The sequence below is a fragment of the Streptomyces sp. NPDC026522 genome (assembly GCF_055567555.1).
Window position 1 is genome coordinate 239,910 of the sequence record NZ_JBVHQF010000004.1, and the last position, 26,687, is coordinate 266,596.

The window sequence follows — 26,687 nt, forward strand, 5'->3', positions numbered from 1 at the left end:
GGCGCCGGCGATCGGATCGGGGCTGCGGGGCGCGGCGGGTGATGTCCCGCACTCCGCACCGGGCGGCCGCACGGCGAAGGCCCCCGTACCGGCGGACGGTACGGGGGCCTTCGCGGTCACGGCGCTAGGCGGCCGGGAGCCCGGCCAGCTGGGCCTGGATGCGGGCGATGTCCGCCTCGGCCTTGGCGAGACGGGCCTTGATCTTGTCCACGACGTTGTCGGGCGCCTTGGCCAGGAAGGCCTCGTTGCCCAGCTTCGCCTCGGCCTGCTGCTTCTCCTTCTCGGCGGCGCCGAGGTCCTTGGAGAGCCGCTTGCGTTCGGCCGCCACGTCGATGGTGCCCGACAGGTCCAGCGCGACCGTGGCGCCGGCGACCGGGAGGGTCGCGGTGGCGCTGAAGTCGTCGCCCTCCGGCTGGAGGCGCAGCAGCTGCCGGATGGCACCCTCGTGCGCGGCCAGCGCGGTACCGGCGAGGTCCAGGCGGGCCGGGACCTTCTGGCCCGGCTGGAGGCCCTGGTCGGCGCGGAAGCGGCGGACCTCGGTGACGACGGCCTGGAGGTTCTCGATCTCGGCCTCGGCGGCCTCGTCGCGGAACCCGCTGTCCGTCGGCCACTCGGCGATCACGAGGGACTCGCGGCCGGTGAGCGTGGTCCACAGCGTCTCGGTGACGAAGGGGACCACCGGGTGCAGCAGGCGCAGGGTGACGTCGAGGACCTCGCCCAGGACCCGTCCGGAGACCCGGGCGCCCTCGCCGCCCGCGAAGAACGTCGTCTTGGACAGCTCGACGTACCAGTCGAAGACCTCGTCCCACGCGAAGTGGTAGAGGGAGTCCGACAGCTTCGAGAACTGGTAGTCCTCGTAGTACGCGTCGACCTCGGCCACGGTCTTGTTGAGCCGCGACAGGATCCAGCGGTCGGTCGCCGACATCTGCTCGGCGGCCGGCAGCTCGCCCTCGATCGTGGCGCCGTTCATCAGCGCGAAGCGGGTGGCGTTCCAGATCTTGTTGGCGAAGTTGCGAGAGGCCTGGACCCAGTCCTCGCCGATCGGGACGTCGACGCCCGGGTTGGCGCCGCGCGCCAGGGTGAAGCGGACTGCGTCGGAGCCGTACTTGTCCATCCAGTCCAGCGGGTTGACCGCGTTGCCGAAGGACTTCGACATCTTCTTGCCGCGCTCGTCACGGACCATGCCGTGCAGGGCGATGGTGTGGAAGGGCGGGGTGCCGTCCATCGCGTAGAGGCCGAACATCATCATCCGGGCGACCCAGAAGAAGAGGATGTCGTAGCCGGTGACCAGGACGGCGTTCGGGTAGAACTTCGCCAGGCTGTCGGTCTGCTGCGGCCAGCCGAGGGTGGAGAAGGGCCACAGGCCGGAGGAGAACCAGGTGTCCAGGACGTCCGTGTCCTGGGTCCAGCCCTCGCCGCTCGGCGGCTGTTCGTCCGGTCCGACGCAGACGATCTCGCCGTTCGGGCCGTACCAGACGGGGATGCGGTGGCCCCACCACAGCTGGCGCGAGATGCACCAGTCGTGGAGGTTGTCGACCCAGTCGAAGTACCGCTTCTCCATCTCCTGCGGGTGGATCTTGACCTTGCCGTCGCGGACGGCGTCACCGGCCGCCTTGGCGAGCGGGCCGACCTTGACCCACCACTGCATCGACAGCCGCGGCTCGACGGTGGTCTTGCAGCGCGAGCAGTGCCCGACCGAATGGGTGTACGGGCGCTTCTCGGCGACGATCCGGCCGTCGGCGCGCAGCGCGGCGACGATGGCGGAGCGGGCCTCCAGCCGGTCCAGGCCCTGGAAGGGGCCGTGGGCGGTGATGATGGCGTGCTCGTCCATGACCGCGAGGTTGGGCAGGCCGTGGCGCTGGCCGATCTCGAAGTCGTTCGGGTCGTGCGCCGGGGTCACCTTGACGGCGCCGGTGCCGAACTCGGGGTCGACGTGCGCGTCGGCGACGATCGGGATGCGGCGGCCGGTGAGCGGCAGCTCGATCTCGGTGCCGACCAGGTGCGCGTAGCGCTCGTCCTCGGGGTGGACCGCAACGGCCGTGTCACCCAGCATCGTCTCGGCGCGGGTCGTCGCGACGACGATGGACGCGTCCCCGTCGCCGTACCGGATGGAGACGAGCTCGCCCTCGTCGTCCTGGTACTCGACCTCGATGTCGGAGATCGCGGTGAGGCAGCGCGGGCACCAGTTGATGATGCGCTCGGCGCGGTAGATCAGCTCGTCGTCGTAGAGCTTCTTGAAGATCGTCTGGACGGCCTCGGACAGGCCCTCGTCCATGGTGAACCGCTCGCGCGACCAGTCGACACCGTCGCCCAGCCGGCGCATCTGGCCGGAGATCTGCCCGCCGGACTCGGCCTTCCACTGCCAGACGCGCTCGACGAAGGCCTCCCGGCCGAGGTCGTGGCGGGACTTGCCCTCCTTGGCGAGCTCGCGCTCGACCACGTTCTGGGTGGCGATGCCCGCGTGGTCCATACCGGGCTGCCACAGGGTCTCGTAGCCCTGCATGCGCTTGCGGCGGGTGAGGGCGTCGATCAGCGTGTGCTCGAAGGCGTGCCCCAGGTGGAGGCTGCCCGTGACGTTCGGCGGCGGGATGACGATGGCGTACGGGGGCTTCTCGCTCTTCTCGTCCGCCTCGAAGTACCCACGCTCTACCCAGCGCTCGTAGAGCTTCCCCTCTACCTCGGCCGGCGCGTACTGGGTCGGCAGTTCGGAGTTGGGGCTGCTGGGTGTCTGCGTGTTCTCGGTCACGCACCACAGGATACGGGCGGTCCCACCCGCGTTACGAATCCGTTCCGCCCTCCGGCCAGCCTTGACCGGGCCATGACCGATCGGCGTGACTGGGCGCATGAACGAGATCACCGGGCAGCCCACGCCGGCCCCTTCGGTACATCCCTACGCGTCCGTCCCGAATGTCGCGCCGAAGAAACGCTTGCTCGTGAAGGTCGGGGTGGCGCTGGGTGCGGTCGTGGGTGTGGTGGCCGGCAAGGCGGCCGTGACCGCGGTCCTCGACGGCGGCCCGTCCGACGCCGGACGGTACCGGCTGGCGCCGCCCACCTCCTTCCAGGGCCTGACGCTCCAGGACTCCGGACCGCGGGTCGACGCGATCAAGCTGGGCCAGGGCCCGCAGCAGCCGGGCACCAAGCAGGTCGCCGTGGTCTACGCCGACCGGTCGGGCACCGCGCGGCTGGTGGTCAGCGGTGCGGCCGGCCGGTTCGGCGACGGGGACCCGGGCGCGGTGCTGACCCGCGGCCTCCACGAGATGGGCACGGTGGACGCGGCCCCGCAGCCGGCCGGGACGCCGGAGGGCGCTGCCATGCGGTGCGGCACGGTCCACGTCGATGCCGGTGCGCTCCCGGTGTGCATGTGGGCGGACCACAGCTCGCTGGTGACGGTGACCGTCCCGGTGGAGAACGAGCCCGTGACGATCGCCGCGCTCGCGGAACAGACCCGGGCGCTGCGGGGCGTCATGGAGGTCCGGGCGTCGTAGTTCGGTAACGCCTGCGGCCCCGGAGCCTGGACCTGCGGGGCCTTCGGCCAAGATATGACCAACATAAGAAGTTCCTAGAGGGGGACGCGGGTCATGAGTTACAACCAGCCGGGACCGTACGGTCAGCAACCGCAGCAGCCGGGACCGTACGGTCAGCAGCCGGGCCCCTACGGCGGGCAGCCCGCCCCGCAGCCCGGCTACGGCTACCCGCAGCAGCCCCCGCCGGGCTACCCCCCGCAGCCGGGCTACCCCCAGCAGCCCCCGCAGCCCCCGTACGGCGGCTACCAGCAGCCGGGCATGCCCCCGCAGGCCCCGTACGGCGGGATGCCCCCGCAGCAGCCGCAGAAGAAGTCGAAGGCGGGCGCGGTGATCGCGGTGATCGTCGTACTCGGCGTGATCGCGGGCGCCGGCTGGTACTTCACCAAGGGCGCCGGCGCCTCGGGCCCGGTGGCCGCGGACACGAAGGGCTACAAGCTGGTCGCACCGCAGTCGGTGGACGACTTCCAGCAGGACCCGAAGTACCAGCAGAAGCCCTTCAGCGACGAGGACAAGAAGCAGGCCGAAGCGGCGGGCATCAAGAATGCCGCCCAGGTCGGCATGGACTACCTGTCGGGCGACCCGAAGAACCCGCTGTCACTCAAGGGCCTCAACTTCCAGGGTGTCTACGGCCAGATCGCAGACCCGGAGAAAGCCGTGGACGGGTACTTCGCAATGGCCAAGCTGAAGGCCAGCAAGAACGGCAAGGACTCGACGGCAGAGTTGGTCGGAAGCCCCAAGGCGATCAACCCGGCCGGATTCAAGGGGGCAGTGCTGAAGTGCCAGGAGGTCAAGATCACCTCCAAGGACACGACGTCCAAGGGCCCCAAGGAGATGACCCTCCCCATCTGCATCTGGGGCGACTACAGCACGCTGAGCGTCGTCATGGCCTCGGACGTGGCCTCCATACTCGCGGGCAGGCCGGGCTACACCTTGGAGCAGACCGCGGACCTCACCGCGAAGCTCTACAAGACCGCCCGGGTGAAGGTCTGACCGGAAGCGCCGCGAAGGGGCGCCCCGGTCGTCCGGGGCGCCCCTTCGCGCATGTCCGTTGCGGCTAGGCCGACTTCTCGTGCGGGCCCTGGTCCTTCGGGACGATGCGGGGCACCAGCGTCGGGTTGACGTTGGAGCGGACCACATCCGCGGTGATGACCACGCGGGCCACGTCCTTGCGGGACGGGACCTCGTACATCACCGACATCAGGACCTCTTCCATGATGGCGCGCAGGCCGCGCGCGCCGGTCTGGCGCAGGATCGCCTGGTCCGCGATGGCCTCCAGCGCCTCGCGCTCGAAGTCCAGCTCGACACCGTCGAGTTCGAACAGCCGCTGGTACTGCTTCACCAGCGCGTTGCGCGGCTCGATCAGGATCTGGAGCAGCGCCTCGCGGTCCAGGTTGTGGACCGAGGTGATCACGGGGAGGCGGCCGATGAACTCGGGGATCATCCCGAACTTCACCAGGTCCTCCGGCATGACCTCCTGGAACTGGTTGCTCGCCTCGATCTCCCGCTTCGAGCGGATGGTCGCCGCGAAGCCGATGCCCTTGGCGCCCGCACGCGACTCGATGATCTTCTCCAGGCCGGCGAAGGCGCCGCCCACGATGAAGAGCACGTTCGTCGTGTCGATCTGGATGAACTCCTGGTGCGGGTGCTTGCGGCCGCCCTGCGGCGGGACGGAGGCCGTCGTGCCTTCCAGGATCTTCAGGAGCGCCTGCTGGACGCCCTCGCCGCTGACGTCGCGCGTGATCGACGGGTTCTCGCTCTTGCGGGCGACCTTGTCGATCTCGTCGATGTAGATGATCCCGGTCTCGGCCTTCTTGACGTCGTAGTCGGCCGCCTGGATCAGCTTGAGCAGGATGTTCTCGACGTCCTCGCCGACGTACCCGGCCTCCGTGAGCGCCGTCGCGTCCGCGATGGCGAACGGGACGTTGAGCATCCGGGCCAGCGTCTGGGCCAGCAGGGTCTTGCCGGAGCCGGTGGGGCCGAGCAGCAGGATGTTGGACTTCGCGAGCTCGATCGCGTCGTCCCGGCCCTGCGCGCCGCCGTTCTCGCCGGCCTGGACCCGCTTGTAGTGGTTGTAGACCGCTACGGAGAGCGCCTTCTTCGCCGGCTCCTGGCCGACGACGTAGCTCTCCAGGAACTCGTAGATCTCACGCGGCTTGGGGAGTTCTTCCCACCGGACCTCGGAGGTCTCCGCGAGTTCCTCTTCGATGATCTCGTTGCAGAGGTCGATGCACTCGTCGCAGATGTACACACCGGGTCCTGCGATGAGCTTCTTCACCTGCTTCTGGCTCTTTCCGCAGAACGAGCACTTGAGCAGATCGCCGCCGTCACCGATGCGTGCCACGAGGTGCTTCCCCTTCGCCTGGGAGACGCCTGGTTCAGCGGCTCCTGGTGCCTCATATCCGACGGTACCTTGCCGGGGGCCCCGAACGGGGCCCCCTTGACGTGGTTCACATCGCCGAATGCGACAGCGTGACCACGCCAACTGGCGGCAAGGATCAGACCGCGGTGCTCTTGCGGGTGGAGACGACCTGGTCGATCAGGCCGTACGCCAGTGCGTCCTCGGCAGTGAGGATCTTGTCGCGCTCGATGTCGTCGCGGATCTTCTCAATCGGCGTGGTCGAGTGTTTGGCCAGCATGGTCTCCAGCTGGTCGCGCATGCGCAGGATCTCGTTGGCCGCGATCTCCAGGTCGGAGAGCTGCTCGCGGCCGGTGCCGCCGGACGGCTGGTGGATCAGGACACGGGCGTTCGGCAGCGCCAGCCGCTTGCCGGGGGTGCCGGCCGCGAGCAGGACCGCCGCGGCGGAGGCCGCCTGGCCCATGCAGACCGTGGAGATGTCCGGCTTCACGAACTGCATCGTGTCGTAGATCGCCGTCAGCGCGGTGAAGGAGCCGCCGGGGCTGTTGATGTAGATGGAGATGTCGCGGTCCGGGTCCATCGACTCCAGGCACAGCAGCTGCGCCATGACGTCGTTGGCGGACGCGTCGTCAATCTGCACGCCGAGGAAGATGATGCGCTCCTCGAAGAGCTTCGCGTACGGGTCGTACTCGCGCACACCCTGCGAGGTGCGCTCGACGAAGCGCGGGATCACGTACCGGTTGTCCACCTGAGGGCCGGTGTAGAGGCCGCTCGCGGGAGAGAGGTTGTTCATGTGCATCTGGGTGTTCACCATCCTGGTGGCGTTCTGCGGGCTGAGGCTTGCCTGGTGCGGGGCCGGGGATCAGGCCCCGGTGCCGCCACCGCCGGGGACCAGGGACGCGGCGGAGATGATCTCGTCGATGAGGCCGTACTCCTTGGCCTCCTCCGCCGTGAACCAGCGGTCGCGGTCGCCGTCGCGGATGATGGCCTCCACGGTCTGGCCGGAGTGGTGAGCGGTGATCTCGGCCATCCGCTGCTTGGTGCGCAGCAGGTACTGGGCCTGGATCTTGATGTCCGAAGCGGTGCCGCCGATGCCGGCGGAGCCCTGGTGCATCAGGATGTCGGTGTTCGGGAGCGCGAAGCGCTTGCCGGCCGTACCGCCGGTGAGCAGGAACTGGCCCATGGAGGCCGCCATGCCCATGCCGATGGTGACGATGTCGTTCTTGATGTACTGCATGGTGTCGTAGACCGCCATGCCGGCCGTCACCGAGCCGCCGGGGCTGTTGATGTACAGGTAGATGTCCTTCTCCGGCTCGGCGGCCAGGAGCAGGAGCTGCGCGGTGATCTTGTTGGCGATGTCGTCGTCGACCTGCTGGCCGAGGAAGATGATGCGCTCGCTGAGCAGCCGGTTGTAGACATGGTCGCCGAGGCCACCACCGATGGACGGCTCACCCGCGGCGTAAGGCTTCAGATTCGTCACGTATCCACCTGCTCGTCTCCGACGGCCACATGCCGTCTCAGCGTCTCGTTCTGGGGCGCGGACCAGCCGGTGCGAACGATGTCCGCCGGCGTCGGGTACTCCCGTGCCCTCGTATTCATGGACCCTAACGCGCAGGTCGGACAACGCCATCCCGCTTCCCGAACTGTTCGCTCGGAGCGCAAGGTCCCGGGCCCTTCGCGCGGTACGGCGAAGGGCCCGGACGCGACTGCGTCCGGGCCCTCCGGGGCACTGCCGGGCGGGCGGGACCTGCGGTCCGCCCGGGGGTGTTACTTGGCCTCGTCGCCCTCGGTCTCGGCGTCGGCCTCCACGGCCGCCTCGACCGTCTCGGCGGCCGTCTCGACCTCGTCCTCGTCGTCGGAGAGGTCGACGACCTCACCGTTGGTGTCGAGGACCTTGGCGGCCTCGACGACGACCGCGAGGGCCTTGCCGCGGGCGACCTCGCCGACCAGCATCGGGACCTGGCCGCCCTCGACGACCGCCTGGGCGAACTGGTCGGGGGACATGCCGGAGGACTGCGCGCGGCGCATGAGGTGCTCGGTGAGCTCCTCCTGGTTGACGCCCAGCTTCTCCTTGTTGACCAGGGCGTCCAGCAGGAACTGGGTCTTGATGCCCTTGACGGCCTGCTCGGCGGTCTCGGCGTCGAACTCCTCGGCCGTCTTGCCCTGGATCTCGAGGAACTTCTCGAGGTTCAGACCCATCTGGCCGAGCTGGTGGTGCTCCAGGTTGTGCTTGCGGGTCTGGACCTCGTCCGCGAGCAGCTTCTCGGGGACCGGGATCTCCGCGAGCTCCAGGAACTTCTCCAGGACGCGCTCCTGGGCCTGGGTGGCCTGGTCGTACTGCTTCATGTTCTCGAGGCGCTTGCGGCTGTCCGCCTTGAGCTCTTCGAGGGTGTCGAACTCGCTCGCCATCTGCGCGAACTCGTCGTCCAGCTCCGGCAGCTCGCGAGCGGAGACCTTGGTGACCTTGACGGTGACCTCGGCGTCCTTGCCCTCGGCGGAGCCGCCCTTCAGCTGGGAGGTGAAGGTGGCCTCGCCACCGGCCTCCAGGCCCTTGACGGCCTCGTCGATGCCGTCGAGGAGCTCGCCCGAGCCGATGGTGTAGGAGACGTCCTGGGCGACACCGTCCTCCAGCACCTCGCCCTCGACCTTGGCCTCCAGGTCGATGGTGACGACGTCGCCGTCCTGGGCGGCGCGCTCGACGTCCTTCGTGGACGCGAAACGGCCGCGCAGCTGCTCGACCGACTTCTCGACGTCCTCGTCGGTGACCTCGACGGCGTCCACGGTGACCTCGATGCCGGAGTAGTCCGGGATCTCGATCTCGGGGCGGACGTCCACCTCGGCGGTGAAGGCCAGCAGCTCGCCGTCCTTCAGCTCCGTGATGTCGACCTCGGGCTGGCCCAGCGGGTTCAGGTCGGCCTCGTTGACGGCCTCGGTGTAGAACTTCGGGAGGGCGTCGTTGACGGCCTCCTCCAGCACCGCACCGCGGCCGAAGCGCTGGTCGATGACGCGGGCCGGGATCTTGCCCTTGCGGAAGCCCTTCACCGTGACCTGCTGGTTGATCTTCTTGTAGGCCGCGTCGAGGCTGTCCTTGAGCTCCTCGAAGGGCACCTCAACAGTGAGCCGAACCCGAGTCGGGTTCAGGGTCTCCACGGCGCTCTTCACGGTTCGGTCTCCTTGTGGCTGACTGCTGGGGGTTCTGCCGTCACGCTGCGATTCAGCGGTTCAGCGGATTCGGCCCGGCATCAGACACACGGGCACGCAGCTTGCATAGTAACCGCAAGCGGCAATCAGCCCACAACGCGATCACCGGGGCGATCTTCGGCGGGCGGGCCCGGGACGGGGCCCGGGACCGTGTGTGGAGAAGGTGCTACTGGTCGGGGTGGCCGGATTCGAACCGACGACCTTCCGCTCCCAAAGCGGACGCGCTACCAAGCTGCGCCACACCCCGTCGGTGCGACACGTAGGGTACATGCCCGAAGACGGTCCGACACGCGCGTTTCCCGGGGATCCGGCCGCGCCGACGGCCCCGCCCGCGGGTGGCGGACCGAAATGCGGTGTGCGATCCCCCTGCCCGACCCGCTAGGATGCTCTCCGTGCCCCGGTCCTCGGACCTGCGGCGCGCGCGTTGCGGGTGTAGCTCAATGGTAGAGCCCTAGTCTTCCAAACTAGCTACGCGGGTTCGATTCCCGTCACCCGCTCTCTACAGTTCAGGGCCAGGTCAGAGGACATTTCCTCCGCCTGGCCCTGAGTCGTTCCCGGGGGCTGTGATCAGCCGTCCGTGTCCCCCGCGTGCCCCTTGCGCTCGTCCGTGTCTTTTCTGCCCCTCTCCACGAGCCCGCTCAGTGCATCGGCGATCAGTTCGCCCTCCGTCTCAGTCTCCGTCTCATTCAGCTCCGTTCAGTTCCGTTCAGACGGGACCAAGAGCCGCCGGGAGGACGGCCACCATCTGGGCATGAACGCAGGTGAACGGCCCCGGACATACCCCTGACCTGCGTCAACAGACTTGGAAAGAGTGCTGTTCGCCGGCCAGACGTGGCTACAAGTGGCGGGCGTCCGGGCTGAGGATGGCTGGATCTTCGGATCGCAGCCGGAACTTTGCATGGACGCCAAGGCTGTTGCGTGCGGCAATGTAGAACTCATCACGCTTCTCCTGAAACTCCCGGAACGCCCTCATCCAGTCGTCTGACGTACCTGGGCGCATGTCTCGAACGAACTGTTCCAGTACCCAGGCGTGCCGCTGTAGCGATCTGGCTGCCGAGATGGATTCCGCGTCTCCCATAAGGAGCACGGCTTCGAACGCATAGCCACGCTCAAGCTCAGCTTCGGCCAGCAGCTCCAGGCCGGCCTCCCTGGCGAGTGGCTGAGGCCGGTCGAAGAGTCCCTTGCCTGCAGCCAGACGACCTGCCAGCGAGGTGAACCTCTTGACCGCGTCGGCAAACCGGAGATAGCACTCCAGGCGACGTTCGTCCCACCGTGTGGAAAGTTGGCGCCGCCACCGAGATCTCTCCATCAGGGCTCCACCGACGTACGACGCAACCGCGCCGACGAGCACACCGATCAAGGTGAACAATTGTCCTGACATGTCCCCGCCTATCATGTATCTGTCAGGAGGGAACATACGGCCGGAGGCTCTGACGCGTAAGGGCCTCAGGCTGGTATGAGAGCTGAACGGCCTCTCAGCGGAGCCAGGATCAACGGCCGGATGCCACGCATCCGTCGGCAACGGCGTACCAGGTGGATACGAGCGCCGTTCCTTGCGCCCACACGTCTCCAGCGGTTGATCTCCGGGGTTCCGCGAGCCGTGGCCTACTCCTGGACGGGGAGTAGCAATCAATCGCACCCTAAGCCTCTGACCAGGTGAAACGCGCGAGCCGTACGGGGCCTCCGGAGCCGTGTGTCGTCTGTATGGAAGCTAAGCAGTGAAGCCCCAGACGAGGTCCGGGGCTTCAATGTCCTGGATGGTCCGTTCCGCTAGGCGGCCGACGGGTCGTCGATGTGGCCGGCTTCCTCGTGAGGTGAAGGAGCCCATCTCGGTAGGCGGTGGCCGCGGCGGGTTGCTACGCGGACCGCATCTCGTAGGGCTCTGGTCAGGTCGGTGGCCAGGGTGTGCAGTTCGTCTGGCTCCGCCTCCTTGTCGGCGAGTAGTTCGAGGGCGTGTTCCAGGAGTTCGGTCCCCAGGTCTAGCTGAGCTGCCTCCGAGATATCAGCCAGACGCGACAGGTAGCCGTCGCTCGTGTCGGCGCTCAGGAAGCAGGGCTTGCCGTCTGGGCCCGACCATGGGAGGAGTCGCAGTTCGTTGTGGGGCGTCATGTGTTCGAACTCCTCTCTTGTCTCGGGTGGCGCGTGGTGAAGTGGGCGTCAGCTCGGTCGCCGGGAAGCAGCAGAAGGGCTGCTTCGACCACGCGACCGGCGGTGTCGGTCGCCACGCGCCTGATCGACGCCGGGCGCAGGAACTGCTGATTTCGCAAGGTGTGCTGGAAGGCCGCGCGGGCTCGGGTACGTACGTGGCGGAGCCCCGTCAGCGCGTCCGAGTGGTGCGCTCCTCTGCCCGCGAGCCGCTCAGCAGCTCCCCGTTCCGCGCGGACATGCAGGCCCTGGGCAAGCAGGGGAACTGGGAGAGCCGGACCGAGGCGAAGGTGCCCGCGCCGGACGAGATCGCGGCGCGGCTCGGGATTGCCGAGGGCGAGCTGTGCGTGCGTACGGTCTACGAGTTCCTTGCTGATGGTCGGCCGGTGCAGTTGTCGACGAGTTGGGAGCCGTACGAGCTCACCGCGGGGACGCTCGTCGTACTGCCGGAAGGCGGACCGCACGCCGGCGTCGGCGTCGTGAACCGGATGGCCGCGATCGGGATCACCGTCAGCCATGCCGTGGAGCAGCCGGAACCGCGGCAGGCGAGTGCCGAGGAGGCATCCCTCCTCGGGATCCAGAAGGCCGCTCTGGTCACGCACATCCGGCGGACGTACTACAGCGACCAGGGGCAGCCCGTGGAGACCGCGGACATCGTCATCCCCGCCGCACTGTGCGAGATCGTGTACGAGGTCCGCGTCAACCGTTGATGGCGCCGTTGATCGAATGGGGAGGGCAAAGATGACGGGTGATCTCCGGTTCAGCTGGGAACTGGACGGCTCCGGGTGGGCTACGTGCCGGATCGCCGAGGGCGCTTCGGAGTGGAAGGACATCGTCAGCTACCTCACGAACGCCTTGGCCGACACGTTGCGTGCGATGGTCGGGCTCTACGGACCCTCGGCCGTCCAGCGGATCTCCTTCGACCTCGAACCGGCCGAAGCAAGGTGGCGACTGCGGCGCCAAGGTGCGAACGTCTCCGTCGCCATCTACCGCTTCCCGGACATGACGACGAGCTGGGACGCGCCCGACGAAGCGGGCACCCTCTCCTGGAGCACGACACAGCCCCGCAGCGTGCTGAGCCATGCGGTGATGGAGGCCGCCGAAGAGGTGTTGCGGACCCACGGCGAGGCCGGGTATCTGAAGAAGTGGGGAGAGCACCCCTTCCCCGTCGTCGCTCTGCAAGACCTTCGGCGGCTGCACCAGCGAAACGACGCCTGCCGCCACCAGCAGTGCCAGGGCGGATCGAACGCCTAAGGCGCTGAATACGGGTTCGCCCGCCGCACGCCGGCGCACGCCCCCAGTGCGCCACCGTCTTCCGTGAGGAAGATCGTGTAGACCCATGATCTGTCGGAGGACGTGATCTGGCCGATGCGGATGGGCTGAGCCCGCTCACGAAGGAGTTCCAGCGCTCGTTCCCATCCCAGGTTGTCGGCGCCCTTCCGCTGCATGCACCGAAGTCGGATCGCAAAGATCCCTGCATGGCCGTCCGAGAGCCTCGTCCCGGCCTCCCATACGTCGTAGTCGGCGCCGTCGGCGAGGGCCACCAGAGCAGCCTTGGATGCCGCATCGTCACCGGCCAGCAGCCTCATCGGATCAGGCCGTTCCATGGTTCCTCCCTGGGCGGCATCCTGCGATGCAGCAGTGATGTGCCGCCACCGCGTATAGCGCTCGCCATCGCTGTCTCCCAGAGCTCAGCGGGCCGTGTCTCCCGCCTGCCCGAACGGGAGGGCTTCTGCGGGGAGCCTCAGGGAATGTCGGAGAGGCGGGCGGGGACGTGCAGGTCAGGAGCTTGGCTGGTGAGGGCGGACGCGCGTACGCGGTCTTCCAAACTAGCTACGCTGGGTTCGATTCCCGTCACCCGCTCTGAGCACTCAAGGGCCAGGTCAGAGGATGTCTCCTCGACCTGGCCCTTGGTCATTCCCGGGGGCCGTTTCAGGTCCGGGTGCCGGCCGCGGGGAGGGCCGAGGCGCGTTCGCGGGCCACCGTGAGTGCGGTCCAGCCGGAGAGCGCGAGGAGGCCGCCGCATACGAGGAGGGGGCCCTTCTGCGTGAACATGGCGAGGGCCACCAGGAAAGCGCCGCCCATGGCCACGGCGGCGGCCGCCGATTCGATGCGCAGTTGTCGGGGTGAGCGCCTGCTCGCCGAGGGCTTGACGAGTTGGCGGCCCAGGAAGACCTGAGCTGCGTTGAGCGCGGCGAGCAGGCCGCACAGGACTGCGAACGCGGCGTCTACGCCGGTAAGTGCGGCGGGCATGCGCCGAAGCTACCGAGTCGCCCGTCGGCGGGCGCGGCCGGGGTCAGAGCTTGATGCCCGCGATGGTGTCCGCCAGGGAGTTCAGGAAGCGGTTGACGTCCGGGGCGATCGAGCTGGACGCCAGGAAGAAGCCGAAGAGGACCGCGACGATCGCCGGACCGGCCTTGATGTGGCTGCCACGGATCAGCACCACCAAAATGATCGCCAACAGAACCACCACTGACAGCGAAATGGCCACTACTGATCACACCTTCTGTCGTCCCCTGGTCGGCCTGGGGCGCATGCCCCCACAAGGACCATCCTCCCACCAACCGGGCCCGGCTATCCGTCTCGTGACGAATCGCCATGGCGGGTTTTCGCCCGCGGGACGGGGTCAAGAGGTGGGCAGGCCGAGGAGGGAGCGGACATACGCGTACTTCGCGGACAGCCGCTCGCGGGTGGGGCGGTCCAGGACGGAGAGGCGGGCGGGGTCGGCGTTGTGCGCCAGGTCCGCTTCCTTGACCAGCAGGGCGCCCGGCGTGGCGAGGATGCGGGCCGTGTACTCCTCGACCGGCTCGCCCGGGATCTTGGTCAGCGCGCGGACCACCGACTTGACTTCCTCGGGCAAGGCGGCCGATTCGAGCCAGTCGGGGGTGAGGGCGTGGTCCTCGATCGCGTCGTGGAGCCAGGCGGCGGCCTGCTGCTCGGGCGTGCCGCCGCGCAGGCGGACGCCTTCGGCCACGGCGGCGAGGTGCTCGGCGTAAGGACGGCCGGCCTTGTCGGTCTGGCCCTCGTGCGCCGCGCGGGCGAGGGCCTCCACTTCGAGGAGGGTCAGGGCCCGGTCCGTCATGTGAGCTCCCTTGCTGCCGTCCGCAGAGCCTGTGCGGCCCGGCGCACATCGGCCTCGGTGGTGCGCCAGTTGGAGAACGCGGCGCGCAGGGCGGGGGTTCCCGCGTAGACGGTGGGGGTGACGAACACCTCCTGCCGGACGGACTCGCGCAGGGCGGTGAGCCGGGCGGTGGTGGGGGCGTCGGCGAGGGTGAAGCAGACGACGTTGAGGCGGACCGGGGCGAGGACGGTGAAGGCGGGGTCCGCGGAGAGCTCGGCGCCGAGGGCGCGGGCGCAGGCGGTGTCGCGCTCGACGATCTCCCGGTGGCCCTGGCGGCCGTACGCGCGGAGCGTGAACCAGGCGGCGAGGGCGCGCAGCCGGTGGGAGTTCTCCGGGGTCAGGTGGACCAGGTCGGGGTGGTCGCCGAGGGGGCCGAGGTAGGCGGCGGCGTTCTGGAAGACGCGGGCCTGGAGGTCACGGCGGCGGGTGAACTGGACGGCGCTGTCGTAGGGGACGTTGAGCCACTTGTGCAGGTCGACGCAGACGGAGTCGGAGGCGTCGAGGCCGGCGGTGAGGTGGGCGTGCTCCGGGGAGAGCGCGGCGAAGGCGCCGAAGGCGGCGTCGGTGTGGAGCCAGAAGTCGTGCCGCGTCTTGAGGGCGGCGACGGCGCGGAGGTCGTCGAAGTCGACGGTGTTGACGGTGCCGGCGTTGGCGACGACGACGGCGGGGCCGGGGGTGTCGGCCAGGGCGCGGTCGAGGGCGGCGGGGTCGACGGCCTCCCGGCCGGGGAGGGTGGGGACGGGGACCAGGGCATTGCGGCCGAGGCCGAGGAGGGAGAGGGCCTTGGCGATGGAGGAGTGCGGGGCGCCGGAGAGGACGCGGACCGGACCGAGGGCTGCCGCCCCGTCGTCGGAGGGCGAGACGCCGGTCCGCTCGCCGAGCCATTCGCGGGCGATGGCGAGGCCGGCGGTGTTGGACATGGTGGCGCCGCTGACGAAGGTGCCGGTGTGGGCGGGGGTGAGGCCGAAGAGGTCGCGGAGCCAGCCGACGGTTTCGCGTTCGAGGTCCTGGCCGGCGCCGTCGAGGGCGGAGTTGCTGTTCTGGTCGTGGGCGGCGGTCAGCCAGTCGCCGACGAGGGCGGCGGGGGTGGCGCCGCCGGTGACGAAGCCGAGGTAGCGGGGGCCGGCGGAGGCGGACAGGCGGGGCTCCCAGCGGTGTCGGAAGACGGCGAGGGCGGCTTCGGCGCCGGAGCCGTGGTCGGGGAGGGGCTCGGGGGTGAGGGGGGCCGTGGCCGAGGGTGTGGCCGTGGTCGGGAGTACGGGGCGGGCGTCGAGGGTGGTGAGGGCCTCGGTGGCGGCGCGGCGGGTGGCGTCGAGGAGGGCGGGGAGGCGGGCGAGGTCGGCGGCGAGGGTGGGGTGCATGGGGGGCACGGTAGGGGGCGGCGGGGCGGTGCGGGCGGGCCAATCCGGAGGCGGTGGCCGGGGGCCGGTGGCTCCGCCGGGGGCAGGGGGGCGGGCGGGTGCGGGGCCGCGGCGCGAGCGACCCGGGACTGCGCCCGGGACTCCTGGGGCTCCGCCCCGGACCCCGCGCCTCAAACGCCGGCGGGGCTGGAACGGGCGGGCCTCGGACCCCGGCCGCTGGGATGGGCGAGCGCCTACGGGCAGGTGCGGCGCAGTAGCGCAAGCGACCCCGGCCTGCGCCCGGGTCTTCCAGGGCTCCGCCCCGGACCCCGCGCCCCAAACGCCGGCGGGGCTGGATTGGGCGGCGCCTCGAACGCCGGCCGGGCTTGGGCTTGGCGGGAGCACGCGACTGCGGCGCCGTAGCGCAAGCGACCCCGGCCTGCGCCCGGGCCTTCCAGGGATCCGCCCCGGACCCCGCGCCTCAAACGCCGGCGGGGCTGGAATGGGCGCGCCTCGAACCCCGGCCGGGCTCGGAATGGGCGGGCCTCGGACCCCGGCGCGGCTCGGAATGGGCGCGCCTCAAACGTGAGCGAGGGCTGGGTGGGGCGGGGCTGGGGGTGGGTTACGGGGAGCGGCGGATGAGGAGGAGGGCGCGGTCGTCGTTGACGTCCTTGGCGACCTTTTCGATGAGGTGCCAGGCCGCGCCCTCCCAGCCGGCGGCGACGTAGCGGTCGGCCTCGCCCGTCAGGCGGTCGATGCCCTCGCTGATGTCCCGGTCCGCCGTTTCGACCAGGCCGTCCGTGAAGAGCATCAGGACGTCCCCGCGGCGCAGGTTGCCGCGCGCCGGGGTGAATTCGACGCCGTCGTAGACGCCGAGCAGCGGCCCCTCGCCGGAGACCTCCCGCCAGCGGCCGGTGCCCGCCGAGAGCTGGAGGGCGGGCAGGTGGCCCGCGGAGAGGAGTTCGTAGTCCCCCGTCTCCAGGTCCAGGACGAGGTGGATGGAGGTGGCGAAGCCCTCCTCCCAGTCCTGGCGGAGCAGGTAGCCGTTGGCGGCGGGCAGGAATCCGTGCGGGGGCAGCGCGCCCAGCAGGCCCCCGAAGGCGCCGGAGAGCAACAGGGCCCGCGAGCCCGCCTCCATGCCCTTGCCGGAGACGTCGGTCAGCACGATCTCCAGGGTGCGCCCGCCGTTGGTGCGCGCGGCGACGACGAAGTCCCCGGAGAAGGACTGGCCGCCGGCCGGCCGCAGGGCCATCTCGCGGTGCCACCCGGTCGGCAGGGCCGGCAGCTTGCTCTGCACCCGGATGCGTTCGCGCAGGTCGAACAGCATGGTGCCGCCGCGCCGCCACGGTACGCCGACCCGGCTGCGGAACTGGGCGATGACCAGCCCGAAGAACCCGCAGGCCGCGACCACCAGCACCGTGCCGGGCGTGACCCGGGCCGGTCCTTCCGTGTACGGCCCGAGTACGAGGGCCTCCACGATCAGGGCGACGGCGGAGGCGGCGTACAGGGCGAGCAGGCTGGCCGGCCGCAGCAGCAGGCCCCCCGCCACGATGGGCAGGACGAGCACCGACGGCGAGAACCAGACGGGCACCATCAGTGTGCCGAAGGCGAAGGCGGGCACGGTGAGGAGCAGGCCCGCGAAGGCCAGCCAGTCGGAGGCGTCGCCGCGGAAGTAGTCCACGGCGGATTTGCGCACGCCGGTGCGGGCCCGGTGCGACAGCATGCGCGTCCGGGCCATGAGCGTCTCCACACGTGCTCCGGCCATTGCTTCGGGACCCTATCCATCCTGGCTGTGCGTGCGCAGGGGTACCCCCGGACCTGGGGGCCGCCGAAGGTCGATATCGCTTCGACTGGACGGGATTGCCCTGGTAAGGATGCCCATATGGCTCTTGAGACGCGGGTATTGCAGGCTGATGAGTGGGATGTCTGGTACGACCACCTTGAACTGGCGTTCGGCGGTGTGCCCGAGTCCCCCGAGGAGCGCGAACTGTACAAGTCGCTCACGGAGTTGGAGCGCTCGCTGGGCGTCTGGGACGGCGAGGACTGCGTGGGTTCCGCGGGTGCGTTCAGCTTCCGGATCTCGGCGCCGGGCGGGGTCCTGGTGCCCGCCGCGGGGGTCACGATGGTGGGCGTCGCGCCGACCCACCGCCGGCGCGGGGTGCTGACCTCGCTGATGCGCCGCCAATTGGACGACGTCCGGGCGGGTGGTGAACCGCTCGCCGTGCTGACGGCTTCCGAGCCGGAGATCTACGGGCGGTTCGGCTACGGCGCCGCCACCTGCGCGCTGGCCCTGGAGATCGACACCAGCCGGGTACGGCTCGGCGTGCCGCCGGGGACGGACGCGGTCCGACTGCGCCTGGTGGACCCGGACAAGGCCCTGGCCGACTGTGAGCGGGTCTACGCCGCCCTGGTGCCGCGGCGGCCCGGGATGCCCGCCCGGCAGCCGGGCTGGGAGCGGCAGGCGCTGCTGGACCCGGAGGCCGGACGGGCGGGCGCCTCGCCGCTCAAGTGCGTGGTCGCCGAGGCACCGGACGGTCAGGTGATCGGGTACGCCCGCTACCGGGTGAAGGTGGACTGGGAGCCCACCGGCGCCGCCGGGACGGTGGACGTGGCGGATCTGGACGCGCTGGACCCGGCGGCGTACGCGGCGCTGTGGCGCTACCTCTGCGAGATCGACCTGACCTGGACGGTCCGGGCCTCGGGACGCCCGGCGGACGATCCGGTGCTGCACCTGGTGAACGACGTACGGCGGTGCCGGCCGAGCCCGCGCGACGCGCTGTACGTGCGGCTGGTGGACCTCGGGGCGGCCCTGGAGGCACGGCGGTACGCGACGCCGCTGGACGTGGTCCTGGAGGTGGAGGACGCGTTCTGCCCGTGGAACGAGGGCCGCTGGCGGCTGCGCGCCGGGCCGGAGGGGACGGCGTCCTGCGTGCGCAGCGCGGACCCGGTGGACCTGGAGCTGTCGGTGCGGGACCTGGGCTCGGCGTACCTGGGCGGGACCACGCTGGCCTCGCTGGCCGGGGCGGGCCGCGTCCGCGAGCTGCGCCCGGGCGCGCTGGCGCGCGCCTCGCGGGCGTTCACCGGAGATCTGGCGCCCTGGCTCCCGCACGGGTTCTAGTGAGCCGCTCCTAGCGGGCCTGGCAGGCCGGGCACCAGAAGAGGTTGCGGGCGGCGAGACCGGCGGTGCGGATCTCGCCGCCGCAGATGTGGCAGGGCAGGTTCGCCCTCCGGTAGACGTACACCTCGCCGCCGTGGTCGTCGACCCTGGGCGGGCGGCCCATGGCCTCGGGGAGGTGCTCGTCACGGACGGTGTCGATCCGGTTGTTCCGTACGCCCTCGCGCATCAGGTCCACCAGGTCGGCCCAGATCGCGTCCCATTCGGCCCGCGTCAGGTCCTTGCCGAGCCGGTACGGATCCACGCCGTGGCGGAAGAGGACCTCGGCGCGGTAGACGTTGCCGACGCCCGCGATCACCTTCTGGTCCATGAGCAGCGCGGCGACGGTCGTCCGGGAGCGGGAGATCCGCCGCCACGCCCGGTCGGGGTCGTCGGCCGGGCGCAGCGGGTCGGGGCCGAGCCGCTCGTGTATCGCCTTCTTCTCCCCCTCGCCGAGCAGCGCGCAGGCGGTCGGCCCGCGCAGGTCGGCCCAGTGGTCCGGGTTGGCCAGGCGCAGCCGGACGGTGTCGGTGGCGGGCGGGGCCGGGGCGGGGCCGAAGCCGAGCTTGCCGAAGAGGCCGAGGTGGATGTGGATCCAGGCGTCGCCGAGCTCCAGGAAGAGGTGCTTGCCGTGGGCCTCGGCGCTCTCCAGGGTGCGCCCGTCGAGCAGGGCGGCGCTCTCGGCGAACCGGCCCTGCGGGCTGCTCACCCGTACCGGGCGGCCGGCGAAGCGCTCGGTGTGGTCCTGGGCGAGGCGGTGGATCGTATGCCCCTCGGGCACGGCGAGGCTCCTGACGGCGACGAGCGGTACGAGCGGTACGAGCGGTAAGGCGACGAGCAGCGGAGCAGCCGTGCCGCCGGTGGTCCGGCGGCACGGCTCCGGCTGGTGGGGCGGGTCAGCCCTGCGGGTGGTGGGCCGGGATCGGGGGCAGCTCGCCGGTGGTCTCGTAGGCGGTGAGCATGTCGATGCGGCGGGTGTGGCGCTCCTCGCCGGAGTACGGGGTCGCCAGGAAGGCCTCGATGAAGCTGACGGCCTCGTCCTGGGTGTGCATGCGCCCGCCGACGGAGATCACGTTGGCGTTGTTGTGCTCACGGCCGAGCTTCGCGGTCTCGACGCTCCAGGCCAGGATGGCGCGGACGCCCTTGACCTTGTTCGCGGCGATCTGCTCGCCGTTGCCGGAGCCGCCGATGACGATGCCGAGGGCGTCGGCGTCCGCGGCGGTCTTCTCCGCGGCGCGCAGGCAGAACGGCGGGTAGTCGTCGACGGCGTCGTAGATGTGGGGCCCGCAGTCGACGGGCTCGTGGCCGTTGCTCTTGAGCCAGTCCACGAGGTGGTTCTTCAGCTCAAAGCCGGCATGGTCAGATCCGAGGTACACGCGCATGGTCCGAGTGTGGCACGGCCGCCCTGGACCGCCGCTGGAGGGTGCCGGGCGGGGTGTGGCATGGGTCACTCGGCAAGCTCAAATTATCCCCAACAACCCAGACGGGACGGGGTGGGACGAAGGTCCCGGACTTTAGCCCCGGGCAACCTTCCGGAACCAGGTCTTCCGTCTGACGTTCATCTCAGGTTTCAATGCCGGGACTCGCAACCCGAGAACCTAAGGAATCGTCCATGAGCTCCACGACGACCCTAAAGAAGGCAGGCGACCCCTCCGGAACCCCCGGCGACGCCCAGCCCTCCGATGGTCTGAAGGCCGGTCTCAAGAACCGCCACCTGTCCATGATCGCCATCGGCGGCGTCATCGGAGCAGGACTCTTCGTCGGCTCCGGCGGCGGCATCGCCAAGACCGGTCCCGCCATCCTCGTGTCGTACGCACTCGTCGGCGCGATGGTCGTCTTCGTGATGCGCATGCTCGGCGAGATGGCCGCCGCGAGCCCGAACTCGGGCTCCTTCTCCGCGTACGCCGACCGCGCGCTCGGCCGCTGGGCCGGATTCTCCATCGGCTGGCTGTACTGGTTCTTCTGGGTCGTCGTCCTGGCCGTGGAGGCCACCGCCGGCGCGAAGATCCTCGAAGGCTGGATCCCGGCCGTCCCGCAGTGGGGCTGGGCCCTGATCGTGATGGCGGTCCTGACCGTCACCAACCTCGGCTCGGTCGCCTCCTACGGCGAGTTCGAGTTCTGGTTCGCCGGCATCAAGGTCGTCGCCATCGGCGCCTTCGTGATCGTCGGCATGCTCGCCGTCTTCGGCGTGCTGCCGGGCTCGGACAACCCGGGCGCGGGCTTCGCGCACCTCACGGACGCGGGCGGGTTCATGCCCAACGGCTGGGGCTCGATCCTCACCGGTGTGCTGATGGTCGTCTTCTCCTTCATGGGCAGTGAGATCGTCACCCTGGCGGCCGGCGAGTCCGAGGACCCGCGCCGCGCGGTCACCAAGGCCACCAACTCGGTGATCTGGCGCATCGGCGTCTTCTACCTCGGCTCGATCTTCATCGTGCTGACCCTGCTGCCGTGGAACGACGCGTCGATCGTCAAGAAGGGCTCCTACGTCGCCGCCCTCGACTCGATCGGCATCGCGCACGCCGGTCAGATCATGAACGTGATCGTCCTGACGGCCGTGCTGTCCTGCCTGAACTCGGGCCTGTACACCGCTTCGCGCATGGCGTTCTCGCTGGGCGAGCGCGGTGACGCCCCGAAGGCGTTCGCCAAGGTGAGCAAGAACGGCGTGCCGACCGCCGCGATCCTGGGGTCCGTGGTCTTCGGCTTCCTCGCCGTGTACTTCAACTACGCGTTCCCGGACACGATCTTCAACTTCCTGCTGAACTCCTCGGGTGCGATCGCGCTCTTCGTGTGGCTGGTCATCTGCCTGACCCAGCTGCGGATGCGCCGGATCCTGGAGCGCGAGGCGCCGGAGAAGCTCACCGTCAAGATGTGGCTCTTCCCGGGTCTGACCTGGATCACCGCCGCGATGATCACCTTCGTCCTGGCCTACATGGTCTACGACAAGGACAACCGCGAGACGGTGATGCTGTCGCTGCTCGTCGCGGCGGTCGTCATCGTGATCGGCGTGGTCCGCAACTGGCGCCGCAAGGCCGTCACGGCCGCGTAGTCCTGGGCGACCTCCCGCGCGTACGAAGCAGCCCCGGACCACCGCTCGTGGTCCGGGGCTGCTTCGTACGCGCGTCCGTGCGCGGGCCGGTCAGCCGCGGTCGAGCAGCTTCCACGTGGCGGGCAGCAGGCCCATCGCCAGGGCCGCCTTGAGGGCGTCGCCGATCAGGAACGGGATCATGCCGCCCGCGACGGCCGCGCCGAAGGACATCCCGGCGGCCAGCGCCAGGTACGGGACGCCCACCGCGTAGACGAGGGCGGAGCCCAGCACCATGGCGGCCGCCGTACGCGGCACGGAGCGGTCGGCGCCGCGCCGGGCGAGGGCGCCGACGACGGTGGAGGCGAGCAGCATGCCCAGGACGTAGCCGAAGGTGGCGCCGCCCGCACCCGAGGCGCCGTGCGCGAACCACGGCACGCCGGCCATGCCGACGAGCGTGTACAGCGCCATGGAGAGGAAGGAGCGGCCGGGGCCGAGCGCGGCGCCGATGAGCAGCGCGGCGAAGGTCTGGCCGGTGATCGGCACGATCAGCCCCGGCACCTTGACCGCGACCTGGGCGGCGGCGCCCATCAGCGCGGCCGAGCCGACGACGAGCGCGGCGTCGCGGACGCGGCTCGCGGGCAGCAGGTCGGCGAGGACGGCGCCGGGCCGGGAGGTGACGGAAGCAGTGCTCATCAGGGGACTCCGGGTGGGGGTGAACGGGTGACGGGACGATCATCGACGTTAGTCCGGGGCCGGTCGCCGCCCCACCGCCGCCAGGGACAAGGCGTACCGCCCGGTTTGGTGGGGAGTAGACAAAAACCCTTCACCACACCAGAGTTGCAGTGATCCCCATCACGACCCAGTAGAGACTTCACGCCCGTTTTGCGCAGACGGACGCCCTCCAGCGAGACTGTAGGGTCCCTCCAATCTGCGCGAATACCCATCGCCACCAGGCCGAACGAGAGTACGAGCCCACCCTCATGCGCGACCGCCTGACCGACTCGCCCGCCCCCGCGGACGGGCTTTCCCCCGAACCCCTGAGCCACAGCCTCAAGCAGCGCCACCTGACCATGCTCGGTCTCGGCGGAGTGATCGGTGCCGGGCTCTTCGTCGGCTCCGGCGCCGGCATCTCCATCGCCGGACCGGCGATCATCTGCTCGTACCTGCTCGCCGGTGCCCTCGCGATGCTGGTGATGCGGATGCTCGGCGAGATGTCGGCCGCGATGCCCGCCTCCGGCTCGTTCTCGGTCTACGCGGAGAAGGCGCTGGGGCGCTGGGCCGGCTTCTCGGCGGGGTGGCTGTACTGGTTCCTGCTGGTCGTGGTGCTCGCCGTGGAGGCGACCGGCGCCGCGAAGATCGCGCACGGCTGGCTGCCGTCGGTCGACCAGTGGGTCTGGGTGCTGGTCTTCATGGTGGTGTTCACCGTCACCAACCTGACCGCGGTGAAGAACTTCGGCGAGTTCGAGTTCTGGTTCGCGGCCCTCAAGGTCGGGGCCATCGTGCTGTTCCTGATCCTGGGGACGCTGGCGGTCTTCGGCCTGCTGCCCGACACCGACCCCGTCGGCGTGCAGAACCTGAGGGGCCACGGCGGGTTCTTCCCCAAGGGGTTCGGCGGGGTGGTCGCAGGCCTGCTCGCCGTCGTCTTCGCCTTCGGCGGCCTGGAGGTCGTCACCATCGCGGCCGCCGAGTCCGACGACCCGGCCCGCTCGGTCGCCCGCGCGGTGCGCAGCGCGGTGTGGCGCATCCTCTTCTTCTACGTCGGCTCGATGGTGGTGATCGTGACCCTGCTGCCCTGGGACTCGCTGGAGCCGGGACAGAGCCCGTACGTGGCCGTGCTCGACTCCATCGGCATCCCGTCGGCCGGTCAGATCATGGAGATCGTGGTGTTCGTGGCGCTGCTGTCGGCGCTGAACGCCAATCTCTACGGCGCCTCGCGCATGGTCTTCTCGCTGGCCGAGCGCGGCGACGCGCCCACGGGACTGCTCAAGGTGTCGAAGGGCGGGGTGCCGCGCCGCGCGGTGTTCGCCTCGGTGGCGTTCGGGTTCGTGTCGGTGCTGCTGAACCTGCTGTGGCCGGACACGGTGTTCCTCTACATGCTCAACGCGGTCGGCGCGGTGCTGCTGTTCGTGTGGGCGCTGATCGCGGTCTCGCAGCTGCGGCTGCGCGGGCGGATCGAGCGGGAGATGCCGGAGCGCCTGACGCTGCCGATGTGGTGTTTCCCGTACCTCACCTGGGTGGCGCTGCTCGGCATGGCGGCCGTGCTGGTGCTGATGCTGTTCGACGATTCGGCGCGGCCGCAGTTGCTGTGGTCCTCCGGTGCGGCGGCGGCGGTGCTGGTGATCGCGGGCGTACGGGAACTGCGCGCCCGCCGGAGCCGCGTACCGGAATGATCACGCCCGGTCATCCGGGTGTCCGGATAGCGGACGCCAACCATCCGGAGAGCGGACAGAGGTGAAGCTGGGGCACTTCACCCCGTCCACCCGCACACCGGACAGGCACTCGCCCATGAGCCGTACCACCGTCACTCCGCCCCGCGCCCCGGGCGCGGACCCCGCCGGGTCGCCCCTCGGGGGCGGCCTCAAGCAGCGCCACCTGTCGATGATCGCGCTCGGCGGGGTCATCGGCGCCGGGCTGTTCGTCGGCTCCGGCGCCGGCATCGCGGCCGCGGGCCCCTCGATCGTGCTCGCGTACGCCGTGTCCGGGCTGCTGGTGATGTGCGTGATGCGGATGCTGGGCGAGATGTCCGCGGCGAATCCCGCCTCGGGCTCGTTCTCCGTCCACGCCGAGCGGGCCATCGGCCCCTGGGCGGGGTTCACGGCGGGCTGGATGTTCTGGACGCTGCTGTGCGTCGGCGTGGCCATCGAGGGGATCGGCGCGGCGCACATCATGACGGGCTGGTTCCCGGGGACCCCGTCGTGGCTGTGGGTGCTGCTCTTCATGGTGGTGTTCACCGTGAGCAACCTGACCGCCGTGAAGAACTTCGGCGAGTTCGAGTTCTGGTTCGCCGCCCTCAAGATCGGCGCGATCGCCCTGTTCCTCGGCCTCGGGGTGCTGGCCGTCCTGGGGCTGCTGCCCGGGACCGCCTCCCCCGGTGCCGCGCACCTCGTCCACGAAGGCGGCTTCCTGCCCCGGGGGGTGGACGGGCTGCTGGTGGGCCTGCTCGCGTCCGTGGTGGCGTACGGCGGTCTGGAGACGGTGACGATCGCGGCCGCCGAGTCGCGGGACCCGGTCAAGGGGGTGGCCCGGGCGGTGCGGACCACCATGTGGCGGATCGCGATCGTCTACGTCGGCTCGATGCTGGTCATCGTCACGCTGCTGCCGTGGAACGATCCGGCGGTGGTCGAACAGGGCCCGTACGCAGCCGCCCTGGACCGCCTGGGCATCCCGGGCGCCGGCCAGATCATGAACGTGGTCATCCTGATCGCCCTGATGTCCGCGATGAACGCCAACATCTACGGCTCCTCGCGCATGGCCCACTCGCTGGTGTCCCGGGGCCAGGGGCCGCGGGCGCTGGGGAAGGTGAGCGGCGGTGTGCCGCGCCGGGCGGTGCTGGCCTCCTCCGGGTTCGGCTTCGTCACCGTGCTGCTGTCCTACTGGTACCCGGACACCCTGTTCGCCTGGCTGCTGAACATGGTGGGCGGGGTGATCCTCGTCGTCTGGGGCTTCATCGGCGTCTCGCAGGCGGTGCTGCGGCGCCGCCTGGAGCGGGCGGCGCCGGGCAAGCTGGTCGTGCGGATGTGGGGCTTCCCGTACCTGACGTGGGTGGCAGTGGCCGGGGTCGCCGGGGTGCTGGTGCTGATGGCCGTGGGCCAGGACACCCGGGTCCAGGTCCTCTTCACCGGCGGGCTGACCGCCGCCCTCGCGGTGACCGGCCGGGTGCGCGAGCGCTGGGCCGCGTCCGCCGCCGCGCGGACCTGACCCCTGCCGCGCGTCCCCAGGCGCGTCCCGCGCGAAGGCACGGGGCGCGCCTTTCGCGTGCCGGTGGAAGGCAGGTGACCCTTACGTGTGTTCAGGAATAGATACTGTTAGCGTGCAGTTGCGCATGGATTGCAATAAGCAGTTGGCACGCTGAGGGGACCGGATACACGCATGGCCATCTACACGCTTCCTGAGCTTCCGTACGACTACGCGGCACTTGAGCCGGTGATCAACCCGCAGATCATCGAGCTGCACCACGACAAGCACCACGCGGCCTACGTCGCCGGCGCCAACACCACGCTGGAACAGCTGGCGGAGGCGCGCGACAAGGAGAACTGGGGCGCGCTGAACGGCCTGGAGAAGAACCTCGCGTTCCACCTTTCCGGCCACATCCTGCACAGCATCTACTGGCACAACATGGCCAGCCCCAAGACCGGCGAGGGCGGCGGCGAGCCCACCGCCGCCGACGGCCTGGGCGACCTGGCCGACGCGATCACCGAATCCTTCGGCTCGTTCGGCGCGTTCAAGAAGCAGCTGACCTTCGCCGCGTCCGCCACCCAGGGCTCCGGCTGGGGCGTGCTCGCGTACGAGCCGATCAGCGGCCGGCTGATCGTCGAGCAGGTCTACGACCACCAGGGCAACGTCGGCCAGGCCTCGGTGCCGGTCCTCGTGTTCGACGCCTGGGAGCACGCGTTCTACCTCCAGTACAAGAACCAGAAGGTCGACTTCATCGAGGCGATGTGGAAGGTCGTCAACTGGCAGGACGTGGCCAAGCGCTACGCCGACGCCAAGGCCAACACCCCGCTGCTGATCCCCGCCAAGGGCTGATCGGCGGCACCGGCCCGTCCGCCTCGTGATCGTCTTCTCAGCCTTCACCGGCGGGCGTGCAGAGCGGAAGACCCC

The 26,687-nt window shown here is 70.1% G+C and carries 25 protein-coding genes and 2 tRNA genes; 10 read left to right on the forward strand and 17 right to left on the reverse strand.

What is annotated here, in order from left to right; genetic code table 11:
• Positions 1-124: 124 nt before the first annotated feature.
• Complete coding sequence (locus ACZ4M3_RS12525; RefSeq protein ID WP_467731712.1) at positions 125-2,746, reverse strand: valine--tRNA ligase; 2,622 nt, start codon at positions 2,744-2,746, stop codon at positions 125-127.
• A gap of 97 nt (positions 2,747-2,843) precedes the next feature.
• On the opposite strand from ACZ4M3_RS12525, the gene ACZ4M3_RS12530 reads away from it, so the two are divergent.
• Entirely contained in the window at positions 2,844-3,485 is a 642-nt protein-coding gene (locus tag ACZ4M3_RS12530) for a hypothetical protein (RefSeq protein ID WP_467731714.1), read from the forward strand.
• A gap of 93 nt (positions 3,486-3,578) precedes the next feature.
• Positions 3,579-4,514, forward strand: a complete 936-nt coding sequence (locus tag ACZ4M3_RS12535; RefSeq protein ID WP_467731716.1) for a hypothetical protein — start codon at positions 3,579-3,581, stop codon at positions 4,512-4,514.
• Between the two features lie 64 nt (positions 4,515-4,578).
• Here ACZ4M3_RS12535 and clpX read toward each other — a convergent pair whose 3' ends face one another.
• The 5 genes from clpX to ACZ4M3_RS12560 all read right to left on the reverse strand — a co-directional run bounded on the left by clpX (position 4,579) and on the right by ACZ4M3_RS12560 (position 9,328).
• Entirely contained in the window at positions 4,579-5,865 is a 1,287-nt protein-coding gene (clpX, locus tag ACZ4M3_RS12540) for an ATP-dependent Clp protease ATP-binding subunit ClpX (protein WP_361310959.1), read from the reverse strand.
• A gap of 154 nt (positions 5,866-6,019) precedes the next feature.
• The gene (locus tag ACZ4M3_RS12545) at positions 6,020-6,694 is read right to left on the reverse strand and encodes an ATP-dependent Clp protease proteolytic subunit (RefSeq protein ID WP_136216947.1); all 675 of its coding nucleotides are present in this window, start codon (positions 6,692-6,694) and stop codon (positions 6,020-6,022) included.
• Between the two features lie 48 nt (positions 6,695-6,742).
• A complete protein-coding gene (locus ACZ4M3_RS12550) occupies positions 6,743-7,360 on the reverse strand; it encodes an ATP-dependent Clp protease proteolytic subunit (protein ID WP_136216948.1) in 618 nt (205 codons plus the stop codon).
• A gap of 287 nt (positions 7,361-7,647) precedes the next feature.
• Positions 7,648-9,042, reverse strand: a complete 1,395-nt coding sequence (gene tig / locus ACZ4M3_RS12555) for a trigger factor (RefSeq protein WP_190182467.1) — start codon at positions 9,040-9,042, stop codon at positions 7,648-7,650.
• A gap of 209 nt (positions 9,043-9,251) precedes the next feature.
• A tRNA-Pro gene (locus ACZ4M3_RS12560) sits at positions 9,252-9,328 on the reverse strand.
• Between the two features lie 179 nt (positions 9,329-9,507).
• Here ACZ4M3_RS12560 and ACZ4M3_RS12565 point away from each other — a divergent pair.
• Positions 9,508-9,578, forward strand: a tRNA-Gly gene (locus tag ACZ4M3_RS12565).
• A 338-nt stretch (positions 9,579-9,916) separates the two neighbouring features.
• On the opposite strand, the gene ACZ4M3_RS12570 is transcribed toward ACZ4M3_RS12565, so the two are convergent.
• Both ACZ4M3_RS12570 and ACZ4M3_RS12575 read right to left on the reverse strand, forming a co-directional pair.
• Positions 9,917-10,441 (reverse strand): hypothetical protein, encoded by a 525-nt coding sequence (locus tag ACZ4M3_RS12570; RefSeq protein ID WP_467731719.1) that lies wholly within the window; start codon positions 10,439-10,441, stop codon positions 9,917-9,919.
• 410 nt (positions 10,442-10,851) lie between these two features.
• Positions 10,852-11,190, reverse strand: coding sequence for a hypothetical protein (locus ACZ4M3_RS12575; RefSeq protein ID WP_467731721.1), 339 nt, complete (start codon positions 11,188-11,190; stop codon positions 10,852-10,854).
• Positions 11,191-11,216: 26 nt separating this feature from the next.
• Here ACZ4M3_RS12575 and ACZ4M3_RS12580 point away from each other — a divergent pair, with 26 nt between their 5' ends.
• Complete coding sequence (locus ACZ4M3_RS12580; RefSeq protein WP_467731723.1) at positions 11,217-11,936, forward strand: GntR family transcriptional regulator; 720 nt, start codon at positions 11,217-11,219, stop codon at positions 11,934-11,936.
• A gap of 31 nt (positions 11,937-11,967) precedes the next feature.
• A complete protein-coding gene (locus ACZ4M3_RS12585) occupies positions 11,968-12,480 on the forward strand; it encodes a hypothetical protein (RefSeq protein ID WP_467731725.1) in 513 nt (170 codons plus the stop codon).
• On the opposite strand, the gene ACZ4M3_RS12590 is transcribed toward ACZ4M3_RS12585, so the two are convergent.
• From ACZ4M3_RS12590 to ACZ4M3_RS12615, 6 genes are all read right to left on the reverse strand, one after another.
• Positions 12,477-12,833: a hypothetical protein gene (locus tag ACZ4M3_RS12590; protein WP_467731727.1), complete on the reverse strand. Its 357-nt coding sequence runs from the start codon at positions 12,831-12,833 to the stop codon at positions 12,477-12,479. The two genes, ACZ4M3_RS12585 and ACZ4M3_RS12590, sit on opposite strands and share 4 nt — an antisense overlap.
• A gap of 325 nt (positions 12,834-13,158) precedes the next feature.
• Positions 13,159-13,479 carry a hypothetical protein gene (locus ACZ4M3_RS12595; protein WP_467731729.1) on the reverse strand — a complete coding sequence of 107 codons (321 nt, stop codon included), beginning with the start codon at positions 13,477-13,479 and terminating at the stop codon, positions 13,159-13,161.
• Between the two features lie 43 nt (positions 13,480-13,522).
• Positions 13,523-13,717, reverse strand: a complete 195-nt coding sequence (locus tag ACZ4M3_RS12600; protein WP_136216973.1) for a hypothetical protein — start codon at positions 13,715-13,717, stop codon at positions 13,523-13,525.
• 135 nt (positions 13,718-13,852) lie between these two features.
• Complete coding sequence (locus tag ACZ4M3_RS12605; RefSeq protein WP_467731731.1) at positions 13,853-14,308, reverse strand: HD domain-containing protein; 456 nt, start codon at positions 14,306-14,308, stop codon at positions 13,853-13,855.
• A complete protein-coding gene (locus tag ACZ4M3_RS12610) occupies positions 14,305-15,708 on the reverse strand; it encodes a pyridoxal phosphate-dependent decarboxylase family protein (RefSeq protein WP_467731733.1) in 1,404 nt (467 codons plus the stop codon). Before ACZ4M3_RS12610 ends, ACZ4M3_RS12605 begins: the two co-directional genes overlap by 4 nt.
• 601 nt (positions 15,709-16,309) lie before the next feature.
• Positions 16,310-17,425 carry a PP2C family protein-serine/threonine phosphatase gene (locus ACZ4M3_RS12615; protein ID WP_467731735.1) on the reverse strand — a complete coding sequence of 372 codons (1,116 nt, stop codon included), beginning with the start codon at positions 17,423-17,425 and terminating at the stop codon, positions 16,310-16,312.
• 144 nt (positions 17,426-17,569) lie between these two features.
• Between ACZ4M3_RS12615 and ACZ4M3_RS12620 the strand changes: the two genes are divergently transcribed.
• The gene (locus tag ACZ4M3_RS12620) at positions 17,570-18,805 is read left to right on the forward strand and encodes a GNAT family N-acetyltransferase (RefSeq protein ID WP_467731737.1); all 1,236 of its coding nucleotides are present in this window, start codon (positions 17,570-17,572) and stop codon (positions 18,803-18,805) included.
• Between the two features lie 10 nt (positions 18,806-18,815).
• Here ACZ4M3_RS12620 and ACZ4M3_RS12625 read toward each other — a convergent pair whose 3' ends face one another.
• On the reverse strand, positions 18,816-19,622 hold the full coding sequence (locus tag ACZ4M3_RS12625; protein ID WP_467731739.1) for an Fpg/Nei family DNA glycosylase: 807 nt from the start codon (positions 19,620-19,622) through the stop codon (positions 18,816-18,818).
• A 115-nt stretch (positions 19,623-19,737) separates the two neighbouring features.
• A complete protein-coding gene (locus ACZ4M3_RS12630; protein WP_467731741.1) occupies positions 19,738-20,223 on the reverse strand; it encodes a ribose-5-phosphate isomerase in 486 nt (161 codons plus the stop codon).
• A gap of 230 nt (positions 20,224-20,453) precedes the next feature.
• Between ACZ4M3_RS12630 and ACZ4M3_RS12635 the strand changes: the two genes are divergently transcribed.
• Positions 20,454-21,887: an amino acid permease gene (locus ACZ4M3_RS12635; RefSeq protein WP_467731743.1), complete on the forward strand. Its 1,434-nt coding sequence runs from the start codon at positions 20,454-20,456 to the stop codon at positions 21,885-21,887.
• A 90-nt stretch (positions 21,888-21,977) separates the two neighbouring features.
• On the opposite strand, the gene ACZ4M3_RS12640 is transcribed toward ACZ4M3_RS12635, so the two are convergent.
• Entirely contained in the window at positions 21,978-22,559 is a 582-nt protein-coding gene (locus ACZ4M3_RS12640) for a biotin transporter BioY (protein WP_467731745.1), read from the reverse strand.
• Between the two features lie 287 nt (positions 22,560-22,846).
• On the opposite strand from ACZ4M3_RS12640, the gene ACZ4M3_RS12645 reads away from it, so the two are divergent.
• The 3 genes from ACZ4M3_RS12645 (at position 22,847) to ACZ4M3_RS12655 (ending at position 26,612) form a co-directional block, all read left to right on the forward strand.
• On the forward strand, positions 22,847-24,256 hold the full coding sequence (locus tag ACZ4M3_RS12645; RefSeq protein WP_467731747.1) for an amino acid permease: 1,410 nt from the start codon (positions 22,847-22,849) through the stop codon (positions 24,254-24,256).
• Positions 24,257-24,371: 115 nt separating this feature from the next.
• Positions 24,372-25,784, forward strand: coding sequence for an amino acid permease (locus ACZ4M3_RS12650; RefSeq protein ID WP_467731749.1), 1,413 nt, complete (start codon positions 24,372-24,374; stop codon positions 25,782-25,784).
• A 171-nt stretch (positions 25,785-25,955) separates the two neighbouring features.
• On the forward strand, positions 25,956-26,612 hold the full coding sequence (locus ACZ4M3_RS12655; RefSeq protein ID WP_361311048.1) for a superoxide dismutase: 657 nt from the start codon (positions 25,956-25,958) through the stop codon (positions 26,610-26,612).
• Positions 26,613-26,687: the final 75 nt, after the last annotated feature.

Excerpts from the sequence above, each read along its gene's own strand:
- ACZ4M3_RS12530 (WP_467731714.1), top strand. The coding sequence starts at position 2,844 with ATGAACGAGATCACCGGGCAGCCCACGCCGGCCCCTTCGGTACATCCC.
- ACZ4M3_RS12535 (WP_467731716.1), top strand. The coding sequence starts at position 3,579 with ATGAGTTACAACCAGCCGGGACCGTACGGTCAGCAACCGCAGCAGCCG.
- ACZ4M3_RS12545 (WP_136216947.1), bottom strand. The coding sequence starts at position 6,694 with ATGGTGAACACCCAGATGCACATGAACAACCTCTCTCCCGCGAGCGGC.
- ACZ4M3_RS12575 (WP_467731721.1), bottom strand. The coding sequence starts at position 11,190 with ATGACGCCCCACAACGAACTGCGACTCCTCCCATGGTCGGGCCCAGAC.
- ACZ4M3_RS12585 (WP_467731725.1), top strand. The coding sequence starts at position 11,968 with ATGACGGGTGATCTCCGGTTCAGCTGGGAACTGGACGGCTCCGGGTGG.
- ACZ4M3_RS12590 (WP_467731727.1), bottom strand. The coding sequence starts at position 12,833 with ATGGAACGGCCTGATCCGATGAGGCTGCTGGCCGGTGACGATGCGGCA.
- ACZ4M3_RS12595 (WP_467731729.1), bottom strand. The coding sequence starts at position 13,479 with ATGCCCGCCGCACTTACCGGCGTAGACGCCGCGTTCGCAGTCCTGTGC.
- ACZ4M3_RS12605 (WP_467731731.1), bottom strand. The coding sequence starts at position 14,308 with ATGACGGACCGGGCCCTGACCCTCCTCGAAGTGGAGGCCCTCGCCCGC.
- ACZ4M3_RS12610 (WP_467731733.1), bottom strand. The coding sequence starts at position 15,708 with ATGCACCCCACCCTCGCCGCCGACCTCGCCCGCCTCCCCGCCCTCCTC.
- ACZ4M3_RS12615 (WP_467731735.1), bottom strand. The coding sequence starts at position 17,425 with ATGGCCCGGACGCGCATGCTGTCGCACCGGGCCCGCACCGGCGTGCGC.
- ACZ4M3_RS12620 (WP_467731737.1), top strand. The coding sequence starts at position 17,570 with ATGGCTCTTGAGACGCGGGTATTGCAGGCTGATGAGTGGGATGTCTGG.
- ACZ4M3_RS12630 (WP_467731741.1), bottom strand. The coding sequence starts at position 20,223 with ATGCGCGTGTACCTCGGATCTGACCATGCCGGCTTTGAGCTGAAGAAC.
- ACZ4M3_RS12635 (WP_467731743.1), top strand. The coding sequence starts at position 20,454 with ATGAGCTCCACGACGACCCTAAAGAAGGCAGGCGACCCCTCCGGAACC.
- ACZ4M3_RS12640 (WP_467731745.1), bottom strand. The coding sequence starts at position 22,559 with ATGAGCACTGCTTCCGTCACCTCCCGGCCCGGCGCCGTCCTCGCCGAC.
- ACZ4M3_RS12645 (WP_467731747.1), top strand. The coding sequence starts at position 22,847 with ATGCGCGACCGCCTGACCGACTCGCCCGCCCCCGCGGACGGGCTTTCC.
- ACZ4M3_RS12650 (WP_467731749.1), top strand. The coding sequence starts at position 24,372 with ATGAGCCGTACCACCGTCACTCCGCCCCGCGCCCCGGGCGCGGACCCC.
- ACZ4M3_RS12655 (WP_361311048.1), top strand. The coding sequence starts at position 25,956 with ATGGCCATCTACACGCTTCCTGAGCTTCCGTACGACTACGCGGCACTT.